Origin of the sequence: Streptomyces sp. NBC_00576, from assembly GCF_036345175.1 — a bacterium.
Lineage (GTDB): Bacteria > Actinomycetota > Actinomycetes > Streptomycetales > Streptomycetaceae > Streptomyces.
The window spans coordinates 426058-446144 of record NZ_CP107780.1; the positions used below are offsets into that span (position 1 = coordinate 426058).

The window sequence follows — 20087 nt, forward strand, 5'->3', positions numbered from 1 at the left end:
CCGTGTAGGCGAGTTTCACCCTCCACGGCGACGCAAGCTCTGCAGCACGGCGCCTCCGCTCTCCCACCATGTTCCTCCGCTCGTGGCAAACGGCCGTCGGTCCGAACAGGTGGCGCAACAGCTCTCAGGGTCGGTTCGACCCCTTCGGCGGCCGTATCGTTTGTATCGCGCGTACCCTTCGTAGGGTCTACGGCGTCACATAGCGGGCGCCAAACCACTGGAGGCAACACCCCGTGCTGATCGCTCAGCGTCCGTCCCTGACCGAAGAAGTCGTCGACGAGTTCCGCTCCCGGTTCGTCATCGAGCCGCTGGAGCCGGGCTTCGGCTACACCCTTGGCAACTCCCTTCGTCGGACTCTTCTGTCCTCGATTCCGGGTGCGGCTGTCACGTCCATCCGCGTCGACGGCGTTCTGCACGAGTTCACCACCGTGCCGGGCGTCAAGGAAGACGTCACCGACCTCATCCTCAACATCAAGCAGCTCGTCGTGAGCAGCGAGCACGACGAGCCCGTGGTCATGTACCTGCGCAAGCAGGGCCCTGGTCTCGTCACCGCCGCCGACATCGCGCCGCCGGCCGGTGTCGAGGTGCACAACCCCGACCTCGTCCTCGCCACGCTCAACGGCAAGGGCAAGCTGGAGATCGAGCTGACCGTCGAGCGCGGTCGCGGCTATGTCTCCGCAGTGCAGAACAAGCAGGTGGGCCAGGAGATCGGGCGTATCCCGGTCGACTCGATCTACTCGCCGGTTCTCAAGGTCACGTACAAGGTCGAGGCCACGCGTGTCGAGCAGCGCACCGACTTCGACAAGCTGATCGTCGACGTCGAGACCAAGCAGGCCATGCGCCCCCGGGACGCCATGGCTTCTGCCGGTAAGACGCTTGTCGAGCTGTTCGGGCTTGCCCGTGAGCTCAACATCGACGCCGAAGGCATCGACATGGGCCCGTCCCCCACGGACGCCGCCCTCGCCGCCGATCTGGTACTGCCGATCGAGGAGCTCGACCTCACCGTCCGGTCGTACAACTGCCTCAAGCGTGAGGGCGTCCACTCCGTGGGCGAGCTCGTCGCCCGCTCCGAGGCCGACCTGCTCGACATCCGCAACTTCGGTGCGAAGTCGATCGACGAGGTCAAGGCGAAGCTCGCCGACATGGGCCTGGCCCTGAAGGACAGCCCGCCCGGATTCAACCCGACCGCCGCCGCCGACGCCTTCGGCGCGGAGAACGACGCGGACGGGAGCTTCGTGGAGACCGAGCAGTACTGACGCTGCGCTATGGCCGGCTCCTGGAGGAGCCGGCCATGCAGAGCAGCCGACGACGAGGAGCCGCCGCCAAAGGTGATTGGCGCGGCCGTCTCCTCTGGTCCGTCACGTTGTGACACAGCGGGCCCGTAGTCGTCGGCTGCCGGCGTTCCCGGTGGTGAGGGTGAAGTGCGAGCGGTACACACCGCTGCGCTGTCGCGCACTGCGCGATCAACAGGGCACCCTCACCCCTGGCGGTAGTCGGTGCCACTCGCGAAGGAAGTCGGGCCGGTCCCGCCTCGCCTGGCATCATCGAGCGGCACGGCCAGAGGCGACAGCGACGAGGCATACGTACTCGATCTGTGCGACGAGACGCTCGGCGAGGACGGCCTGCGTCAGCACAGGTTCGCCTGGCTCCTGCGACCCCGGGACGAACGGGCGGCAGGTGAAACTGTCCTGGTGGTGGAGTACCGGGATGACCCGCTCACCATCAGCGGCGTGCGCGGCGACCTCGACGCCGGCACTCGGGGCCCCGCCGACTGGTCGCCGAGGGATGGACCCCGGTCCCGCCCACGGACCGCTGGACGGACGTCGAGGCCGAACGCGGCGAAAAGCGCCTGATCGCCCCGCCTGACGAATCAACTCGTTCGTACGAAGGCTGCTGGATCGTCAATCATCAATGCACCAACAGCACTTGAGCGCCACCCAAGAGCTGCCCTTGGAGCCGCCAAGAATGATTCAACAATCGATCATGATTCAGCAACCAGAACAGGGGAGCGTCGGGTCGGACATACGTTCCCTTCCGTGAACTCTGACCCCACACCCCACAGAGCCGTCCGCCCGCAGCGGACAGCACCCGTCGCCCCGGTCTCCGGCGCGACACCCCCCGCCCGGCGCTCCCTCCTCCGCGCCGCGCTCACCGGGACCGCCGCACTCGGCGCCGGCCTGGCCATCGGCGCCGAACCAGCGGCCGCCGCACCCCACCTCGCCACTCCGCGAAAGCGGCCGACCACTGCCGAGGAGGCTCTGCGGGAGCTGTCGGCCGGCAACCGCCGCTGGCGCACCTTTCGGCAGCAGCATCCCGACCAGTCCCCCGCCGTCCGGCAGGCACTGACGACCAGTCAGCACCCCTTCGCCCTCATTCTCGGCTGCATCGACTCCCGGGTACCTCCGGAGCTGGTCTTCGACCAGGGCCTCGGCGACCTGATGACCATACGCAGCGCGGGCCAGGTCCTCGACGAGGCCGTGCTCGGCAGCCTCGCGTACGGCGTGCTCGAACTGGGGATCCCACTGCTCATGGTGGTCGGCCACCAGTCGTGCGGAGCCGTGAAGGCCACGGTCCAGGCGGACGGGTCGGGCGAGAAACTGCCCGCCCACATCCAGTACCTGGCCGACCAGATCAGCCCGGCCATCGATCACAGCAAGGACGGCGACGCCCGCATCGACGCGACGATCGATGCCAACATACGGCTCATCCGGTCCCGCCTCGCCGCGGAGCCCGACCTCGCCGCCAAGGTGGACTCGGGCGCCCTGTCCATCGTGGGCGCCCGCTATGAGCTGACGAGCCAGCGAGTGCACCGCATCAGCTGACGTCACACTCCCGGGAGGCGGCCGCCGCGGACAGCCACTGCGGCCGCCTCCCCCGGAGAGCATTCCCGAGGGCAGGTTCCCATTTCAGGACGGACTCCGCATACCGCTTGCGAGTTGCCGGTGAGGCAGTGGCCGTCGCCTGTGTCGTCACGCAGACAGAGTTCGTCGCCGGCCGACGGACGCGAGCCTGCGTCCAGGTGGCGTCGCAGCCGACTGGTACCGAACATACGTCCGGGACAGGTGCGGCCGATCGTCGTGCGGATGAGTATTTCCGTACATTCAGCGGTCCGATGATTGCCCGAATCAGCCGGACGGTAGCAAGGACAAGATCACGGGGTGAACGGCGACGGCCTTCGCCCGTTCCCCGTGGCCGCGAGTTCGCATGTCCACGCATTCCGATCGCAGGGGGCTCCATGAGATCCAGACGATTACGTACCCGTGCCGTAGCCACCGCTGTCACGCTCGCACTGCTCGTACTCGGCTCGGGCCAGGCGTTCGCGCACACCGCCGAGCCACCGTCACCACCGCAGTACACGGCCGTCGACCTCGGCACCCTCGGCGGGAGCGGCAGCCGCGGAGTCGCACTCGATCGCGACACGGTGGTCGGCAATTCCGAGACCGCCGCCGGCGGCACCGACTGGCACGCCTTCGCGTACGACCGCTCCACGCACGTCATGACCGACCTCGGCACACTCGGAGGCAGTTCGAGCAGCGCGGTCGCCGTCCAGGGCCGCTATGTCATCGGCAATGCCACGCTGGCCGACGGCAACCGGCGCGGGTTCGTCTACGACCTGCGCACCGGCCACATGCGGGCGCTGGGCACCTTCGGCGGCACCGACAGCCAGGTCAGGGCCATCAGCGGCCATATCGTGGTGGGCGAAGCCAGGACACCCGGCAACCAGAGCACGCACGCCTTCGTGTACGACATACGCACCGACGTCATGACGGACCTCGGCACCCCGGCCGGCCCGGCGGGGGTCAGCAGCCCGATCGGGATCTCCCAGGGCCGCTTCGTCGCGGGAACCTGGAATGTACCCGGGGCCATGTACGACGGAGGCCAGCCCTTCGTCTACGACCTGCGCACCCGCGTCATGACGGACGTCGGCGCCCACGGCGGCGTCTACAGCAAGGCCACCTCGTTCAACGGACACACGATCGTCGGCATCACCCAGCCGAAACCGAGCAGCGACACCGGCGAGTTGCCTCCCACCCATGGCTTCGCCTACGACATCCGCACCCGGACCTGGACCGACCTCGGCGCGCAGATGTCCTACCAACCGCTCGTCACCGGGCACACCGTCGTCGCCAGTAACCGCCCTGCCGCATACGCCTACGACCTCAACACCCAGACCATGACGCCCTTCGGCCCAGGGCCCGGCAGAACCGGCATCGACGGTGTCGGCGGCCAGTTCGTCGTCGGGGAAGCCTTCCCCGGCCCCTACTGCTACGTCTACCGCATCGACACCCGCCGCCTCACGCAACTGCCCACCCTGGGCGGCCTCTACGCCACGGCGGGCGATGTCGACCGGCACGGCTCCGTCACCGGCAGCAGCGCCACGGCAGCGACCGACCCCTCGACGCCCAACGGCCCGTACCACGCCACGCTCTGGACCCTCTCCTCCACCTGACACCCGCGGCACGAGCCGCCCTCGGTGCCATCACGTCATACGTCACAGCCCCGTGGACACGCTGGGTCCGGGAGCGGTTCACGGGGCTTCAGGTGACCTGCGGCCGGCCGCGCGGCAGTTCGGCGCTGATCCGCTGTTCGCCGAGGCCGGCGCGGATCACGTCCATACGGCATGCCATCCCTATGCCCCCGACCCCGACCCCGAAGTGAGCCGGATCAGCAGAACCGCGGGCGTACGCGGCAGCGACACCCGCAGTCCGGCCCCGTCCCAGACCGCCGAGCCGGCGGTCGCAGCGGACGGGTGCATGATCTCCGTACGGACCTCTTGGCCCGCCAAGTCGCCCATCGGCAGGCGGAGTTCCGTCTCTCCGCCGCGGCGCCAGACCGAGAGGTACGACGTACGGGAATCGGGCACCCGCATGCCGAGGGCCAGCCACTCGTCCGTCCACCCCGGCAGACCGAGCGGCCAGAAGGGGACGGCCTCCGTGAGATCGCCGCGGAGTGTCTTGTACACGGTCACCGCGTCCCGTACGAGGGCGAGCTGGTGCTCCGACATCCGGTCCAGGTGGCCCGACAGATGGATCCGGCCGAGCAGCGCCCCGCCCAGGGTGAAGGTGATCAGGTCGTCGTCGAACCCAGGCTGCGGATAGGCCCATACGGCGCCTTGCTCGGGCGGGACCGCTGTCGGCGCGGCGGCGGCGATCGGCGGGCAGTTCAGGGGGTCCTGCTGGTCGCTGATGGACTGGAGCTGGGTGACGGCCAGCGTGGCCCCGTCCATCCGCATCCCGCCCGAGGCGCAGTTCTCGATCACCAGACCCGGGTGCCGGTCCAGCACCTCGGACAGCCAGTCCAGGTATGCCTGGGCGTGGCCGAGGAGGCCGGCTCCCGGCGCGATGTCCCCGGGCGCGCAGGTTCCGGGGTCGACCACGATGTTGTAGTCCAGCTTGAGATATCCGACGCCCCAGTCGCCGACGATGCGGTCCACCGTCTTGTCGAGGTGCGCGCGGGCGGCCGGGTGCCGCAGGTCCAGCTGGTGGCGGCCCTGTTCGGCGATGCGTACGCCGTCCCGCTGGAAGAAGGCCTCCGGGGGAAGTTCGGCGGCGACCGGGCTGCGCACTCCCACGACCTCCGGTTCCAGCCAGAGGCCGGGCACCATGCCGCGCTCCCTGATCCGGTCCAGGACCGCCCGGATCCCGCCGTCGGGGAAGCGGCGCGGTGAGGGCAGCCACTCGCCGACGCTGTCCCACCAGCCCTCGGTGCTGTCGTCGTACCAGCCGGAGTCGATGCAGAAGTACTCGGACCCGGCCGCGGCTGCCGCGTCGATCAGCGGCAGCAGTTTCTCCGTCGTCGGGTCGCCCATCAGGGTGTTCATGTAGTCGTTGAAGACGACCGGCAGGGTGGTGTGGTCCGGGTGCGGGCGGCGTACGGCGCGTCGGTACGAGGTCAGGGCGGCGAAGGCGTCGTCCAGGCCGCGGCCGAGGGCCAGGACGCCGGGCACGGTGGTGAACTCGGAGCCGGGCGTGAGGCGGATCCGCCACTGGTGTTCCGCGTCCGTGGGTCCGTTCAGCGCCAGATACGTGCCGTGGTCGCGTTCGCCCAGGTCCCAGCGCCAGCCGGCCGGGGATTCGATCTGCCACAACCAGGCCCGGTCGCCGTCGCGTTCGGTGAGGGCGCCCATCGGAAGGTGCCCGTCAGTGGGCCAGCTGCCGCGTCCGGTGAGGGTCAGTGCCGCCCGGCTGTCGTGCTGGTGCACGTCCACGTGGATGTCGGTGACGGTGTCGCGCAGCGGCTCGGCGTGCCAGCGGCACTCCGCCAGCCAGTCGTTGCGGGCACGGTGGACGTCGAGGCCGTCGGGAGAAGGGAGGGCACCGAGCACCAGACTGCTGACGGACTGGACGACGAGGGGCTCCTCCCCCTCGTTGCGCAGGCGGACACGGGATCGCAGCACGGGCAGTCCGACGGGCGAGGACAGCTCGACGAAGGCGGTCAACGCGCTGACGGGATCGTGGAGTTCGACGGTCAGGTACGTCCAGCCGTCGGCCTCCCGGGTGGTGTGACCCCGGTGCCGCAGCCGGGCGCCGAACGCCGTACCGGTGAAGCGGGGGCCCGACCAGCCGCTGCCGTGACCGAGGGCGGTTAGCTCAACCAGGTGGAGGGGGGCGTCCGGTCCGGGTCCGGGTTCGGGCCCGGGTTCGCCTGCGCCGGCTCCCCCGTCGGAACGGGGTTGGGTGTGGGGGCGGGTCAGCCGGATCAGCCGCAGGGCCCCGTCGGCGCCGGTGGCGAACTCGGCCTCCAGGGCGCGATGACCCCAGAGAAAGTGCTGCTCAGTGGTGGTGCGGAGGGCCGTGCCCGCCGAATCGGACGTACCGGTCAACGTCTTCCCCTCCCGATGCCGTCTGGGCCGACGGTCTGCTTCTGCCGCGTGAATTGATGGTTACGGTCTCTTGACGACTTTCATGTGACCGGTCACAATCCTGGCATGAATGTGACCGGTCACACAAGACGCTCAGTGAGCATCCGGGATGTCGCCACCGCGGCCGGAGTCTCCTACCAGACCGTCTCCCGGGTGATCAACAACCACCCCAGCGTCAAGCCGTCGACCCGCGACAGGGTGCTCGCCGCCATCGACGAACTGGGATTCCGGCGGAACTCCACCGCTCTCGCCCTCGCCAGCGGACGCAGCCGTGCCGTGACCGTGCTCACCTCCAACACCACGCACTACGGCTACGCCTCGATCCTCCAGGGCATCGAGGAGGCCGCCCGCGCCGCCGCGTACAGCGTCGGGGTCGGGGTGCTCGAATCGACCGACGAAGCCGACGAAGCCGCCATCGCGGCCCAGGTGCAGCGGGCGGCGGACGCGGGCGGCGGACTGATCGTGATCGCATACGATCCGGCCGGTGTACGGGCCCTGGGCGCCGTCCCCGCCGAACTGCCGGTCGTCGGCGTGGTCGAGACCCCCGCGAGCCCACCCGACGGCGACCGCCCCTGGGTGTGGGCCGACGACCGCGAGGCCGCCTACGAGGCGACCCGCCATCTGCTCTCCCTCGGCCACGAAACCGTGCACTACGTCGCCATCCCGTCCAGCACCCGCCGCACCAGCGCCCGAACGATCGGCTGGCGGCAGGCGCTCAGGGAGGCGGGAGCACCGGAACCCCGCCCCGTACAAGGGAGTTGGGGCCCGGCGGGCGGTCACGCGGCGGGCCTGAAACTCGCGAAGGACGCCGGCGTCACCGCGATCCTGTGCGGCAACGACGACCTGGCGCTCGGGGTGATCCGCGCCCTCCACGAGACGGGCCGCGCGGTTCCCGGCGAGGTGAGCGTGGCCGGGTTCGACGACGCCCCGCACTCCGCCTATCTCACCCCGTCGCTGACGACCGTACGCCTGGACTTCACCGGTCTCGGGCGGTCGGCGTTCGCCCTGCTGCACGGCGTACTGGAGGAGTCGGCGCAGATCGCCCCGCACCCCGTCTCCGTACCGGAACTGGTGGTGCGGGAGAGCTCGGGGCCACCGCCCGAACGCGGCTGAACCCCCTCCCGCTCCACCTGCACCGCTCGCCCACTTGCTCCACCCGCACCGACCACTCGCACCTCCTCAGCCGGACCGCCTCCCGATCCGCCTGTCCGAGCCCGTTCGCGAAAGGCACGTCATGACGAGAAGAGTTCTCCCCGCGCTGGCGTTCATATGCGCCGCCGCCTTGTCCGCCACCGCCTGCAGTGACCCCACCGCCGGCGACTCCGGTTCGTCCGCCGACTCGGGCGCCAAGCAGACCAAGGTCGACCCGACCGCCCGCCTGGACGGCGTGAAGCTGACCATGTGGACCGCGCAGAACACCCTCAACGCTCCCAAGCAGGTCATCGACGCGTTCGAGAAGGCCACCGGAGCCAAGGTCGAGACGCAGGCGATTCCCGACCTGTACGAGCAGAACGTGCCGACCAAGCTCGCCTCCGGCGACAAGCCCGACCTGATGTTCTGGCAGCCGTCCATCTCCACGCTGCCCTTCATCCAGCCGAAGCAGAACCTCCTCACCCTCGACGGGGAGGAGTGGGTGTCGAAGCTGGGCGACACCGAGAGGTCGCTCGGCACGATCGACAACAAGCGGTACGCCGCGATCGTCACCAGCCCCGCCATGCTCGGCGTCTACTACAACAAGGACGTCTTCAAGAAAGCCGGGCTGAGCGAGGCCGACTTCCCCAAGTCGTACGACGAGTTGCTGGCCCTCGGCAAGACCGTCACGGACAAGACCGACGCGGCCGGCTTCTACGAGGCCGGCGGCGACAAGTGGCCGCTGCAGTGGCAGATGCAGGTCCAGCTCACCGACCTCGACAAGCAGTGGTGGGCCGACCTCAACCAGAACAAGGTGAAGTGGACCGACCCGGTCGTCGTCGGCGCCATCAAGAAGTACAAGGAGAAGCTGCTCGACGCCGGGCTCGCGCAGAAGAACTACAAGACCGGCACGTTCACCGGGCAGGCCGACTCACTCTGGAAGGGCGAGTCGGGCATGGTCCTCAACGTCACCTCGTTCCAGAGCCAGTTGCAGGCCAAGTACTCCACAGCCGAGATCGACAAGAAGATCGGCTGGTTCCCGGTCGCCAACTCCTCCGCCACCGGCCTGTACTCGCCCGACCAGACCAACGGCGTCGTCGCCTTCAAGACCGGTGACGAGAAGCGGCAGAACGCCTCCCGTCAGTTCCTGGCCTTCTGGCTCGGCCCGGACTACGCCGACTACATCAAGGCGATGAAGATCCCGTCCGTGGAGCCGTCCGTCCCGACCCCCGCCGGCCTTCCCGAGGCGTCGATGGCCCAGGTCAAAGCGCTGCCCACGGCCATCGGTGTCTTCCAGGCCAAGGCGATCGTCGCGCCCGACACCCACCTGTACCTCGCCGACATGCTCTACGGCAAGAAGAGTCCCCAGCAGGTCGCGCAGGCAATCCAGGACCAGTTCGCACAGGTGGCCAAGGCCCAGGCCGCGCCCGGCTTCTAGACCGGCTTCTAGACCGGCTTCTAGACCGGCCTCTGGATCAGTTTCTCGATCGGCCTCTAGATCGGCTTCTGGATCGACCGACCCGACCGGCAAGGATTTTCCGATGGCGGACACGGCCATACGCACGCGCACGCAGAAACCGGCGCCCGCCAAGGGCCGGGCGGGAAAGGTGGGACGGCTGCCCCGCGCCGCCGTCCATCACCCCTGGTGGTTCGCCCTCCCCGCGATCGTCGTCTTCGCGGCGTTCTTCCTGGTGCCGAACCTGCTCAACTTCTACTACCCGTTCACCAACTGGTCCTCGTACCACCCGGACATCGCCTTCACCGGCCTCGACAACTTCACGACCATCGCCCACGACGGCTCACTGCTGCGGGCGATCCGCACGACCCTGCTCTACGCCCTGCTGGCGGCGGTCTTCCAGAACGGCTTCGGGCTGGGGCTGGCGCTGTTGCTGGAGGCGGACAGCCGGTTCAACCGGTTCTTCCGCGCCGTCTTCTTCCTGCCCGTGCTCATCTCCGCGCTCGCCACCGGCTATGTCTTCCAGTCCCTGTTCAACCAGGACGGCGCCGTCAACGGCCTGCTCGGTACGGACATCCCGTGGCTCGGCTCGACGAGCTGGACGCTGATCCTGGTCACCGTCATCCACGGCTGGAAGTGGATGGGCCTGTCCATGCTGATCTATCTCGCCGGCCTCAAAGGCATCCCCGGCGAGATGCTGGAGGCCGCGAAGTGCGACGGCGCCGGGCCGTGGCGGACCTTCTGGTCGGTGCGCTGGCCGATGCTGGCGCCCGCCCTCACCTTCAACGTCACCACGGCGCTGATCGGCTCGATGAACACCTTCGACATCGTGCAGGCCACGACGGGCGGCGGGCCCGCGGGCTCCACGGAGGTCTTCAACATCTACATGTTCCGGATCTTCGGACAGGGCCTGTACGCCCAGGCCTCCGCGATGAGCCTCGTCCTCTTCCTGGTCGTGGTCGCCGTCGCGATCCCCCTCGTCATCGGACTGCGCCGAAGGGAGCAACTGCTTTGAGTACCGCCGCACATCCCGCGTCCGCCGTAAATCGCGTGTCCGCCGTGAACCCCGTCTGGCGGTACGGCCGTCCGGCGCTCGTCCTGCTGCTCGCCGGGCTCGCCGTCGGCGTCCCGCTGTGGCTGGTCGCCGTCACCTCCGCCAAGCCGCAGGCCGAGGCGATCACCCCGAACCTGGACCTGCCGCGGCACTGGCAGCCGGGCAGCAACTACGAAGAGGCCGTCAACCAGGGCGAGATGCTGCACGGCTTCCTCAACTCCCTGCTCGTCGTGGTGCCTTCGGTCGCTCTCGTCCTCATCCTGGGGGCCGGCGCCGCCTGGGTCTTCGCGCGCCGCAAGTCGAAGCTGGTCTCGGCGGCGTACGCGCTCTGCATCAGCGGACTGCTGTTGCCGCCGGCCGTCATCACCATCGTCATGGAGCTCCGGCAGCTGGGGCTCGCGGGCACCCGGCCCGGGATGATCGCCGTCTACACCGGGATGTACCTGTCCACGTCGATCTTCTTCATGACCGGCTTCATCCGGGCCATCCCGGTGGAGCTGGAGGAGGCCGCGCGGATGGACGGCGCGTCGCCGCTGCGGATCTTCCGGCAGATCATTCTGCCGCTGCTCAGGCCGGTCATCGCCACCGCGACGATCATGGTGATGCTCTACGCCTGGAGTGACATCTTCTACGCCTTCTTCGTCCTCGGCGGCGGAGACAAGGCGACCCTGCCGCTCAACCTCTACAAGGTCGCCAGCGCCCAGCTCTACCTCAACAACTGGCATCTCGTCTTCGCGTACGTCGTGGTGATGAGCCTGCCCATGGTCGCCATCTTCCTGGTGGCCCAGCGAAAGATCGTGTCCGGAATCACCAGTGGAGCCGTCAAATGACCTTCAGGTCCCTCAGCGTGAGCACCCCCACCCCCACCCCCACACGAGCCCGCACGAGATCACGTACCGCAACTGTCCTTGCCACAGCCGTACTTGGAGCAGCCGCCATGGCAGGCACCCTCCCCGCCGCGGGGCCCGCGGCCGCCGCCGACCCACAGCGCGTCACCGTCGACCTCGCCGCGTCCGAGGGCCCGGTGACGCTCGGCGCCAACGGCACCCTGTACGGGCTCAGCGACGACGGCGTGCCCAGCGACGCCATGCTGGCCCCCTTGAAGATCACCAGCATCTCGCAGAAGCCGGAGGGCGGCGCCCAGCATCCCAACGGGGACGCGCTCACCGTCTCCAAGTCGTTCTTCCGCAACGGTGGCGGCGAGATCAACGTGATGATGCAGGACATCTACGCGAAGTGGCCGTACGAGGATCTCGGCATCGAGGACTACCTCCCCAAGGTCGACAAGATCGTCAAGGAGGTCGCCGCCGACCCGAACAGCGAGCACTTCGTCTACATCCCCTTCAACGAGCCCGATCAGATCTGGTACAACCTGGGCACCTCCAACCAGGCTCAGTACGAGGTCAACCGCGACCGGTTCCTCAAGGACTGGAAGACGGTGTACCAGCGCATCCGCGCGATCGACCCGGACGCCAGGATCGCCGGCCCGAACGAGTCCGGTTACCACCCGCGTCTGCTGACCGACTTCCTCGCCTTCGCCAAGCGGGAGAACGTCCTGCCCCAGGTGATGACCTGGCACGAGTTGGACTCCAGCTCGCTGAAGAACTTCCAGGGAAACTACGACAATTACCGATCGATCGAACGCCAACTCGGCATAGCACCTCTGAAGATCAACATCGATGAGTACGCCAACCGCCGCGACCTGTCCGTTCCTGGCCAACTCGCCCAGTGGGTCTCGATGTTCGAGCGGAACAAGGTGTACGCCAACCAGGCGTACTGGGACGCGGCCGGCAACCTCGACGGCAATGTCGTGCGCAGCAACATCCCCAACGGCGGCTGGTGGTTCTTCCGTTGGTACGCGGGACTGACCGGCAACACGGTCCAGGTGACCCCGCCGCAGGCCAACACCATCGACACCCTTCAGGGTCTGGCCTCCTACGACAAGAAGCGCCGCCAGGCGCAGGTCCTGCTCGGCGGCTCGGCCGGTGACGCCGACGTCGTCGTACAGAACGTCTCCCGGTCCGCCTTCGGCCGCACGGTCACCGCGACCGTCGCCGAGGCCGCCTGGTCCGGCTACGAGGGACAGCACGCGACGCCCCGCGTCCTCGCCCGTACGAAGGTGAAGGTCGCGGCCGACGGCACGGTGACCGTCCCGCTGCGCGGCCTGCACAAGATGTCCGCGTACCGGATCGTCCTCACCCCCGGCGGCTCCGGCACCCCGTCCGCCGTGTCCGTCCCCTGGTCGGCGTCGTACGAGGCCGAGGACGCGGCCATCACCGACGGCCAGGTCTACACCCAGGGCACGGTCAGCAACGCCAACGGCTACGCGGCCTCCGGGACGAAGGACGTCGGCTCGCTGAACCAGGCCACCAGCAAGGTCGACTTCACGGTGGACGTGCCCGCGGCCGGGACCTACGACCTGGCGATCCTGTACGGCAACCAGTCCGGGACGCCGGCCACGCAGAAGCTCTCGATCGACGGCCAGGCCCCGCTCACGGTCTCCTATCCCTCGACCGAGAACTGGACCTACCGCGCCAAGAAAGACGTCACCGTCGACCTCCCGGCCGGGAAGCACGTGCTGACGCTGGCCAAGGGCGACACCGAGGTCACCCTCGACCGCATCGACCTGACCGCCCGCACGAGCGCCGTCCCCTCGGCGTCGTACGAGGCCACGCTCGCCGACATCAGCGGCCGGCCGTCCTACGACTACTCCTCGTCCGCCGGGGTCGGCACGGGCTCCCTCGTCCTGCGCTCCGGCGACAAGGCGGTCTTCGACGCCTACGCACCGCGCGACGGCTACTACTCGGTGGTGTCGCGAGCTTCGGCGCCGGTGCGGCTGGAGTTGCACGGCCAGAAGGTGACGGCGGTGCCCGGCAAGGCCCTGCGTCTGTACCTGGTCGCGGGCAACAACCGCGTCGCGATGACGGCCAAGGGCGCCTCGGTCCGCTCCCTCGACGTCTCGGGCAACGGCTCGACCGCCGGCACCCTCTCCTACGAGGGCGCCTCGGCCACCCTCTCGGGCGGCGCCAAGCTCGTCGACTCCGCCTACGCCTCCGCCGGTTCCTACATCGGCTGGCTCGGCAACAGCGCCGCCAGCACCGCCGAGTTCACGGTGGACGCGCCCAAGTCGGGCCGCTACATGCTGGTCGTCAGCTACGCACACAACGAGCGGCGCGACAACGGCCACTCCTACAACACCGACATCATGTCCCGTACGGCGGACCTCACGGTGGGGACGGCCGCCCCCCGGAAGCTCACCTTCAAGAACACCTGGGGCTGGGACGACTACTGGACGCTGGGCGTCCCCGTCGACCTCAAGGCGGGCTCCAACAAGGTGACGTTCGGGAACGCCAGCACGTGGGCCCCGAACATCGACCGGATCGAACTGGGCCGGGTCATCGGCTAGTCGACCCACTCCGGCACCGGGCCGGGCCGGATCTCGGCGGAGATCCGGCCCGGCTTCATGGCGGGCGGTCGGAAACCGGGCTCTACTACAGATGTGGTTGCTGATGGATTCGGCCAGGGTCAAGGTCCCACGCCTCGACGGTGAAGTCGCCGGCGCCTGAGCCTGTGCCGTGAGCCTGGAGCCGCCAGGGTCTGTCGCCGACCGGGTAGAACCTGAGGGTGAGGACCTGCCCGGTGGCGAGGTATATCTCGGCGATCGAACGGTCCACGACGACACGGAGTTCGACCGGTGTGCCGGGCTCCTTCGCGGCAGGGCAGGCGAGGCTGTACGCGCCTGTCCGTGCCCGTACGTCCAGTGAGGCGTGGCCGCGGTCGACGGTGAGCCGGCCGGCGGTGGGGTCGAGACTGACGTCGAGGTACTCGGTGTCGTCCGCGGAGGTGACCAGACGCAGGCCGGTCGTCCCCGTGGGGTCGGGGATCAGGGTGGCGGTCAGGTCGAAGGTGCGGCTGACCTGCCCCGGTTCGACCGGGTCGGGCCCGGCGATGCGTCTCCGGCGGCTGGCGCCATGTCCTTGATCCCGATCCGCCCGCCCATGAGGTGCCCAATCGTTTTGGCAAGTGAGTGCGGGATACGACTGCGCCCCGGTGGGGACCCATGTCAACGGCTCGCTACGAATTCGTGGCCAGCGGGTTCAGGAACGTCAGCACGGAGGCGTCCTCTTCGATCAGCGGAACGAGGGCGGCGTTGAAAGGGCCGCCGTACGGGGCGTTCAGGTGCGCCTGGAAGGCGTCCTCGTCCCGGTACACCTCGAAGATCCAGAAGGCGCGTGGGGCGGTTGCCTTGGTGTAGACGTCGAAGGCGATGTTGCCTTCCTCCTCGCGCACCTTCAAGGCGTAGTCCCCGATCATGCGGGCTACCTCGTCCTGCGTTCCCTCGCGGGCGGTGAACTCGGCGAGCAGGGTCTTCTTCATGGTCATGTGTCCTTGTCGGTCGGGGGCATCAGAGGTGGTCGTCGGATTTGGTCGTACGCTCTGGGCGTCACTTGTGGGCGGAGCCGAGGTGCCAGACGACGGCCCGGTCCAGCTTCACCGAGCCGTTCTCGGCGAAGACCTGCACTCCCTGGCCGGCGGGGTCGGGGAAGATCTGGTCGGTGATCGAGACCTCGCCGCTGCCGCCGAAGACTTCGACGGACGACCAGTCCACGAGGATCCGCAGCTTCACCTTGCCGTTCTCGGGCTTCAGGGGTGCGGTCTGGACGCCGGGGAAGGTGCTGTTGAAGTCGACGGCGCCGGAGTGGGTGCGGTCGACGTACAGCTCCTGGGTCGTGGTGTCGTAGCCGATGACGGTCTCCTGGCCGTTCGCGCCCGCGCGCACCTTCAGACCGAACCGGTCGGCGTCCTTGAGGGAGAAGGTCGCCTCGATGTCGAGTGCCTTGCCCTGGGCCGCGGGGCCGATCAGAGGCCGGGAGGTGTTCCTGACGGTGACGCCGGCCGCGGACGCCGGGTGTTGCCGCCGCAGCGACGCCACGCTGCTCACGGGTCGGCTGGTCAACCGGATGCGACCGTCGACCGTGCGCAGGGCCATCTCCCGGGGGATGCTCTGTGCGCCGCGCCAGGGGGACGTGGGGATGGCGCCGCTGTAGTCCCAGTTGTTCATCCAGCCGATCATGTACCGCTTGCCGCCCGGCGCGTTCTCCCAGGAGACCGCGGCGTAGTAGTCCTTCCCGTAGTCGGCCCAGTCGGCGCGCTGCACGACGGACTTCGCGGCCGTGTCGGCGGCGGTGAACCGGTCGGCGAGGAGATGGCCCCAGCCGGCGGTGTTCATGTCGACGATCTGGATCTGCGCCTGCTTGCCGGCGTAGGGGCGCAGATCGAAGGAGGCCCAGTCCAGGGTCTCGCTGTTGGACCCGGTGGCGCTGCGGACCACCTTGCCGTCGACGACGAGGTTGACGGACGTCTCCTGGGAGACGGGCTGGGCCTGGGTGTCCGAGAGCATGATGTGGTCGACGTTGAGGTGGCCCCAGCCGCCGCTGTTGTCGTCGACGATCTTGATCTGCGCCTTCTTGCCGACGAGGTCCTTGACGTCCCAGGAGGCCCAGTTGAGTGCCTCACCGTCCTGTCCGGTGGTGCTGCGGACCGCCTTGCCGTCGACGAGGAGTTCGACGGCGGTCGGGTTGTCGGAGCCGGCGGGGTGATTGCCGCCGCCGACCAGGAAGTTGACGTAGTCCCTGTCGATGGTGAACTCGGGGGAGGTGAGGGTGCCGGTGGTGGCGTCGCCGTTCAGGTAGCTGTTGGCCAGGCCGCTGCCCAGGAAGCCGGAGACCTCCTGCTGGTTGGGGAGGGTGCCGGCGGCCGGCGCGGCGCCGAAGGCATCCCCGGTGGTCGTCCAGCCGCCGTACGTGCCGCCCTCGAAGTCGGCGAGGACCGTGCCCGCGGGCGGCGGGCCCTGCTCCATGACGGTGCCGTCGACGTGCGGGTGCCGACCTCCGCCCACCTTGAAGTTCAGGTACTTGCCGGCGACGGTGAAGGGGCGCGAGGTCAGGGTGCCGGTGGTGGCGTCGCCCCCGTGGAAGCTGTTGGCGAGGCCCTTGCCGTCGAACCCGTCGACCGTGCCCTGGCCCTCCACCGCCCCGGCTGCCGGCGCCGCGCCGAACGCGGTGCCCGTGGTGGTCCACGAACCGAAGTCGGCGCCCTCGAAGTCCTGTACGACCTGGCCGGTGGGCGGGGTGTAGGTGCCCTTGGCGTCGGCGGTGAACTTCTTGCCGTCGAAGTCGCCGACGAAGTACTGGGCAGCCGAACCACCGGCGATACCACCGGGGTTGATGTTGACGACCAGGACCCACTTGATCTTCTTCTTGTTCCCGTCGACCGCGAGGGGGAACAGGTCGGGGCACTCCCACACGCCGCCCGTCGCACCGGACGGCCCGAACTCGCTCTGCAGATTCCAGTCCTTGAGGTTCTTGGACGAGTAGAACCGCACCTTGTGCTCGGCGGACATCGACACCGTCATCAGCCAGCTCTTCGTCGGCGCGTACCACTGGACCTTGGGGTCGCGGAAGTCCTTGGAACCGATGTCGATGACGGGATTACCCTGGTACTTGGTCCAGGTGCGCCCGCGGTCGGTGCTGTAGGCGAGCGACTGGGCCTGCTTGCCGCCGTCCTTGTAGGCGCTGGTGTAGATCGCCACCATGGCCGGGTTCTTCTTCGTACCGAACCCTGTGGTGTTGTCCCGGTCGACGACCGCGCTGCCGGAGAACACCATCTCGTTGTCGTCGTGCGAGAGGGCGAGCGGCAACTGCTTCCAGTGCACGAGGTCCCTGCTCACCGCATGCCCCCAGGACATGTCGCCCCAGGAATTGCCGTTCGGGTTGTACTGGTAGAAGAGGTGGTACTCGCCCTTGTAGTACACGAGACCGTTGGGGTCGTTCATCCAGTTCTTCTCCGGAGTGAAGTGGAACTGGGGCCGGTAGGCCTCGGAGTACGGCGGGGTGCCGGCGGCTGCGGCCTGGGGGGCGAGCGGGGCGGCGGACAGGGCGCAAACGCTGGCCACCGCCGCGATCATTCGTGTGCGGGCATGCCGGGATACACGTCCAGAGCTCATGGTGTCTCCTGTGCTGTGGCCGTCCACTGGGCGAAACCTGCGGCTCATGCGTGGACCGGCCGACGAGTGACACCCTGGCCGGCGTCATCGTCCATGACGCCCACCAGAGGTGTCAACGTTGACTTGTGTCATCGATGACATCGAGTGGCCCCGATGATGAGCGGAATCCGGTTGGTGCGTCAACGGTTCGGGTGGGATTGCCCGGCGCGGCTGCCCGAACCCTCAGACGCCACCGGCGTCCGTGAGCTGCGCCAACTGGTTCCGCCACGGCGGGTTGGGACCGGCGACCGAGCAGGTCAGGGCCGCGACCTGGGTGCCGAACCGGCAGGCTTCCGCGACCTCGTCGACGCCAAGGGCGGTCAGTCGTCCGCCGAGGAGTCCGAGGGCGCCGAGGTGGTGCAGCAGGCCGGCGGTGAAGGAGTCCCCCGCGCCGACGGTGTCGACGACCCGCGTGGCCACCGCGGGCACCCGCAGCCGTTCGCCGTCGAGTGAGGCCAGTGCGCCGCCGGCGCCGAGCGTGATCACCACGAGCCGTACACCCGCGGCATGCCAGGTGTCGCACGCCTGCTCCGGCGGGGTGCCCGGCAGGAGGAGTTCCAGGTCGTCCTCGCTCAGGCGCAGGATGTCGGCGAGAGCGCACCAGTGCGCCAGCCTGGCGCGGTAGGCCTCGGGGCGCACCAGCAGCGGCCGGACGTTGGGATCGATGCTGATGGTGGCCCGCTCGGCCGCCGTCTGCAGGAACTCCTCCACCACCGCTCCGCCGGGCTCGCGGACCAGTGCGAGCGATCCGGTGTGGACACACGCCGTTCCGGACAGATCCGCTCTTGCCAGTTCCGCCGAAGTCCACTGCCAGTCGGCCGTGTTCTGCGCGTGGAACGAGAACGCGGCCTGCCCGCCCGCATCCAGCTCGGCCACGGCCAGCGTGCTGGGCTCGGCGGCGGCGACCGCGTACGACAGGTCGACGCCGGACGCCTCCAGGTGGGCCCGGAACAGGCGGCCGAACACGTCGCCGGACAGACGGGCGAGGAAGCGGGCCGGCGTACCGAGCCGGGCCAGGGCCACCGCCGTGTTCGCGGGTCCGCCGCCCGGCAGCACCCGCAGGGCGAGTTCGTTCGAGGCGCTTGCCGCCGGTTCGGTGAAGGCGTCCGCGACGCACTCTCCCAGCACGGTGATCTGACGCGGGCTCATGGGCTGCTCCCTCTCGAAAGGGCTCTGACGGGCTCGGACGGGCTTGGACGGGCTGGGAAGAACTCGGATGGCTCGGAAAGCTTGGAAAGACCGGGCAAACAGGCGGCGGCGACACCGCCGCTGACCGGCTGCTCAGCAACGACGGCTGGGACGTTGCCGATTTGTGACAAGTGGAAGGCATTGACGTTGCCGGGATCCGGAGTCCATCATCCTGGCCAGGCAGTGTCAACGATGACATAAGTCAACGATGACACCCCGGGCGGCATGCTCTGATCCCAAACCCCCGTGCCGCCCGCTATCCCACAGGAGTCGATCATGTCTCGCACCACTCGCCCGTCCTCGTCCCTCCTCCGAGCCGCCGCGGTCACGGGCGTCGCGGCACTCACCCTGACGGCCTGCGGGTCCGGCTCCGGTTCGGGGTCGTCGGGCTCCGGCTCGGGCGAGGTCAAGGTCGGTCTGATCACCAAGACCGACACCAACCCGTTCTTCGTGAAGATGAAGGAGGGCGCGGAGAAGGCCGCCAAGGAGAACGGTGCCCAACTGTCCACCGCGGCGGGCAAGTTCGACGGGGACAACGCCGGTCAGGTCACCGCCATCGAGAACATGGTCGCCGCTGGTGTGAAGGGCATCCTGATCACCCCGAGCGACTCCAAGGCCATCGTGCCCGCGATCGAGAAGGCCCGCGCCAAGGGTGTTCTGGTCATCGCCCTGGACACCCCGACCGAGCCGGAGAGCGCGGTCGACGCGCTGTTCGCCACCGACAACCTCAAGGCCGGTGAGCTGATCGGCGAGTACGCCAAGGCCGCGATGAAGGGCAAGACGGCGAAGATAGCCGCCCTCGACCTCGCGCCGGGCGTCTCCGTCGGCATCCAGCGGCACAACGGTTTCCTGAAGGGCTTCGGCGCCGCCGAAAAGGACGTCGTGTGTGCCCAGGACACCGGTGGTGACCAGGCCAAGGGCCAGACGGCGATGGAGAACTGTCTCCAGAAGGAGCCCGACATCAACGTCGTCTACACCATCAACGAGCCGGCGGCCCTCGGCGCGTACACCGCGCTGAAGGCCAAGGGCCGCGAGAAGGACGTCCTCATCGTCTCCGTCGACGGCGGCTGCACCGGCACCCAGGCCGTCAAGGACGGCAAGATCGCCGCGACGTCACAGCAGTACCCGCTGAAGATGGCCGCCGAGGGCGTCAAGGCCGTCGTCACGTACGCCAAGGACGACAAGAAGGCGTCCGGTTACACCGACACCGGCGTCACGCTGATCACCGACAAGGCGCAGGACGGGGTCACGTCGAAGGACACCGCCTACGGCCTGGAGAACTGCTGGGGCTGAGCCGCCCCCAGGTCCGTACGACACCGCCACTCCCCTCAGCGGGGCGGTCGTCCCGCCC

14 protein-coding genes are annotated in these 20087 nt (G+C 68.7%); 9 read left to right on the forward strand and 5 right to left on the reverse strand.

The window, feature by feature from the left end; translation table 11 throughout:
* Positions 1-233 precede the first annotated feature (233 nt).
* The 3 genes from OG734_RS01860 to OG734_RS01870 all read left to right on the forward strand — a co-directional run bounded on the left by OG734_RS01860 (position 234) and on the right by OG734_RS01870 (position 4450).
* Positions 234-1256, forward strand: coding sequence for a DNA-directed RNA polymerase subunit alpha (locus OG734_RS01860; RefSeq protein ID WP_330285691.1), 1023 nt, complete (start codon positions 234-236; stop codon positions 1254-1256).
* A gap of 780 nt (positions 1257-2036) precedes the next feature.
* Positions 2037-2822 carry a carbonic anhydrase gene (locus OG734_RS01865; protein ID WP_330285692.1) on the forward strand — a complete coding sequence of 262 codons (786 nt, stop codon included), beginning with the start codon at positions 2037-2039 and terminating at the stop codon, positions 2820-2822.
* A 413-nt stretch (positions 2823-3235) separates the two neighbouring features.
* Positions 3236-4450 carry a hypothetical protein gene (locus OG734_RS01870; RefSeq protein WP_330285693.1) on the forward strand — a complete coding sequence of 405 codons (1215 nt, stop codon included), beginning with the start codon at positions 3236-3238 and terminating at the stop codon, positions 4448-4450.
* A gap of 180 nt (positions 4451-4630) precedes the next feature.
* Here OG734_RS01870 and OG734_RS01875 read toward each other — a convergent pair whose 3' ends face one another.
* Positions 4631-6823 (reverse strand): glycoside hydrolase family 36 protein, encoded by a 2193-nt coding sequence (locus OG734_RS01875; RefSeq protein ID WP_330285694.1) that lies wholly within the window; start codon positions 6821-6823, stop codon positions 4631-4633.
* Between the two features lie 105 nt (positions 6824-6928).
* Between OG734_RS01875 and OG734_RS01880 the strand changes: the two genes are divergently transcribed.
* From OG734_RS01880 to OG734_RS01900, 5 genes are all read left to right on the forward strand, one after another.
* Positions 6929-7975, forward strand: coding sequence for a LacI family DNA-binding transcriptional regulator (locus OG734_RS01880; RefSeq protein ID WP_330285695.1), 1047 nt, complete (start codon positions 6929-6931; stop codon positions 7973-7975).
* 121 nt (positions 7976-8096) lie between these two features.
* Positions 8097-9431 carry an ABC transporter substrate-binding protein gene (locus tag OG734_RS01885; protein WP_330285696.1) on the forward strand — a complete coding sequence of 445 codons (1335 nt, stop codon included), beginning with the start codon at positions 8097-8099 and terminating at the stop codon, positions 9429-9431.
* A 103-nt stretch (positions 9432-9534) separates the two neighbouring features.
* The gene (locus OG734_RS01890; protein WP_330285697.1) at positions 9535-10464 is read left to right on the forward strand and encodes a carbohydrate ABC transporter permease; all 930 of its coding nucleotides are present in this window, start codon (positions 9535-9537) and stop codon (positions 10462-10464) included.
* Between the two features lie 44 nt (positions 10465-10508).
* A complete protein-coding gene (locus tag OG734_RS01895) occupies positions 10509-11333 on the forward strand; it encodes a carbohydrate ABC transporter permease (RefSeq protein ID WP_443065056.1) in 825 nt (274 codons plus the stop codon).
* Between the two features lie 107 nt (positions 11334-11440).
* Positions 11441-13909, forward strand: coding sequence for a CBM35 domain-containing protein (locus OG734_RS01900; RefSeq protein WP_330285698.1), 2469 nt, complete (start codon positions 11441-11443; stop codon positions 13907-13909).
* 85 nt (positions 13910-13994) lie between these two features.
* On the opposite strand, the gene OG734_RS01905 is transcribed toward OG734_RS01900, so the two are convergent.
* From OG734_RS01905 to OG734_RS01920, 4 genes are all read right to left on the reverse strand, one after another.
* Complete coding sequence (locus tag OG734_RS01905; protein ID WP_330285699.1) at positions 13995-14570, reverse strand: GH32 C-terminal domain-containing protein; 576 nt, start codon at positions 14568-14570, stop codon at positions 13995-13997.
* Between the two features lie 7 nt (positions 14571-14577).
* Positions 14578-14880, reverse strand: coding sequence for a putative quinol monooxygenase (locus OG734_RS01910; protein WP_330285700.1), 303 nt, complete (start codon positions 14878-14880; stop codon positions 14578-14580).
* 67 nt (positions 14881-14947) lie between these two features.
* Positions 14948-17509: a GH32 C-terminal domain-containing protein gene (locus tag OG734_RS01915; RefSeq protein WP_330285701.1), complete on the reverse strand. Its 2562-nt coding sequence runs from the start codon at positions 17507-17509 to the stop codon at positions 14948-14950.
* Positions 17510-17731: 222 nt separating this feature from the next.
* Positions 17732-18697: a carbohydrate kinase family protein gene (locus OG734_RS01920; protein WP_330285702.1), complete on the reverse strand. Its 966-nt coding sequence runs from the start codon at positions 18695-18697 to the stop codon at positions 17732-17734.
* 315 nt (positions 18698-19012) lie between these two features.
* Here OG734_RS01920 and OG734_RS01925 point away from each other — a divergent pair, with 315 nt between their 5' ends.
* Positions 19013-20029, forward strand: coding sequence for a sugar ABC transporter substrate-binding protein (locus OG734_RS01925; RefSeq protein ID WP_330285703.1), 1017 nt, complete (start codon positions 19013-19015; stop codon positions 20027-20029).
* The last annotated feature ends 58 nt before the right edge of the window (positions 20030-20087 follow it).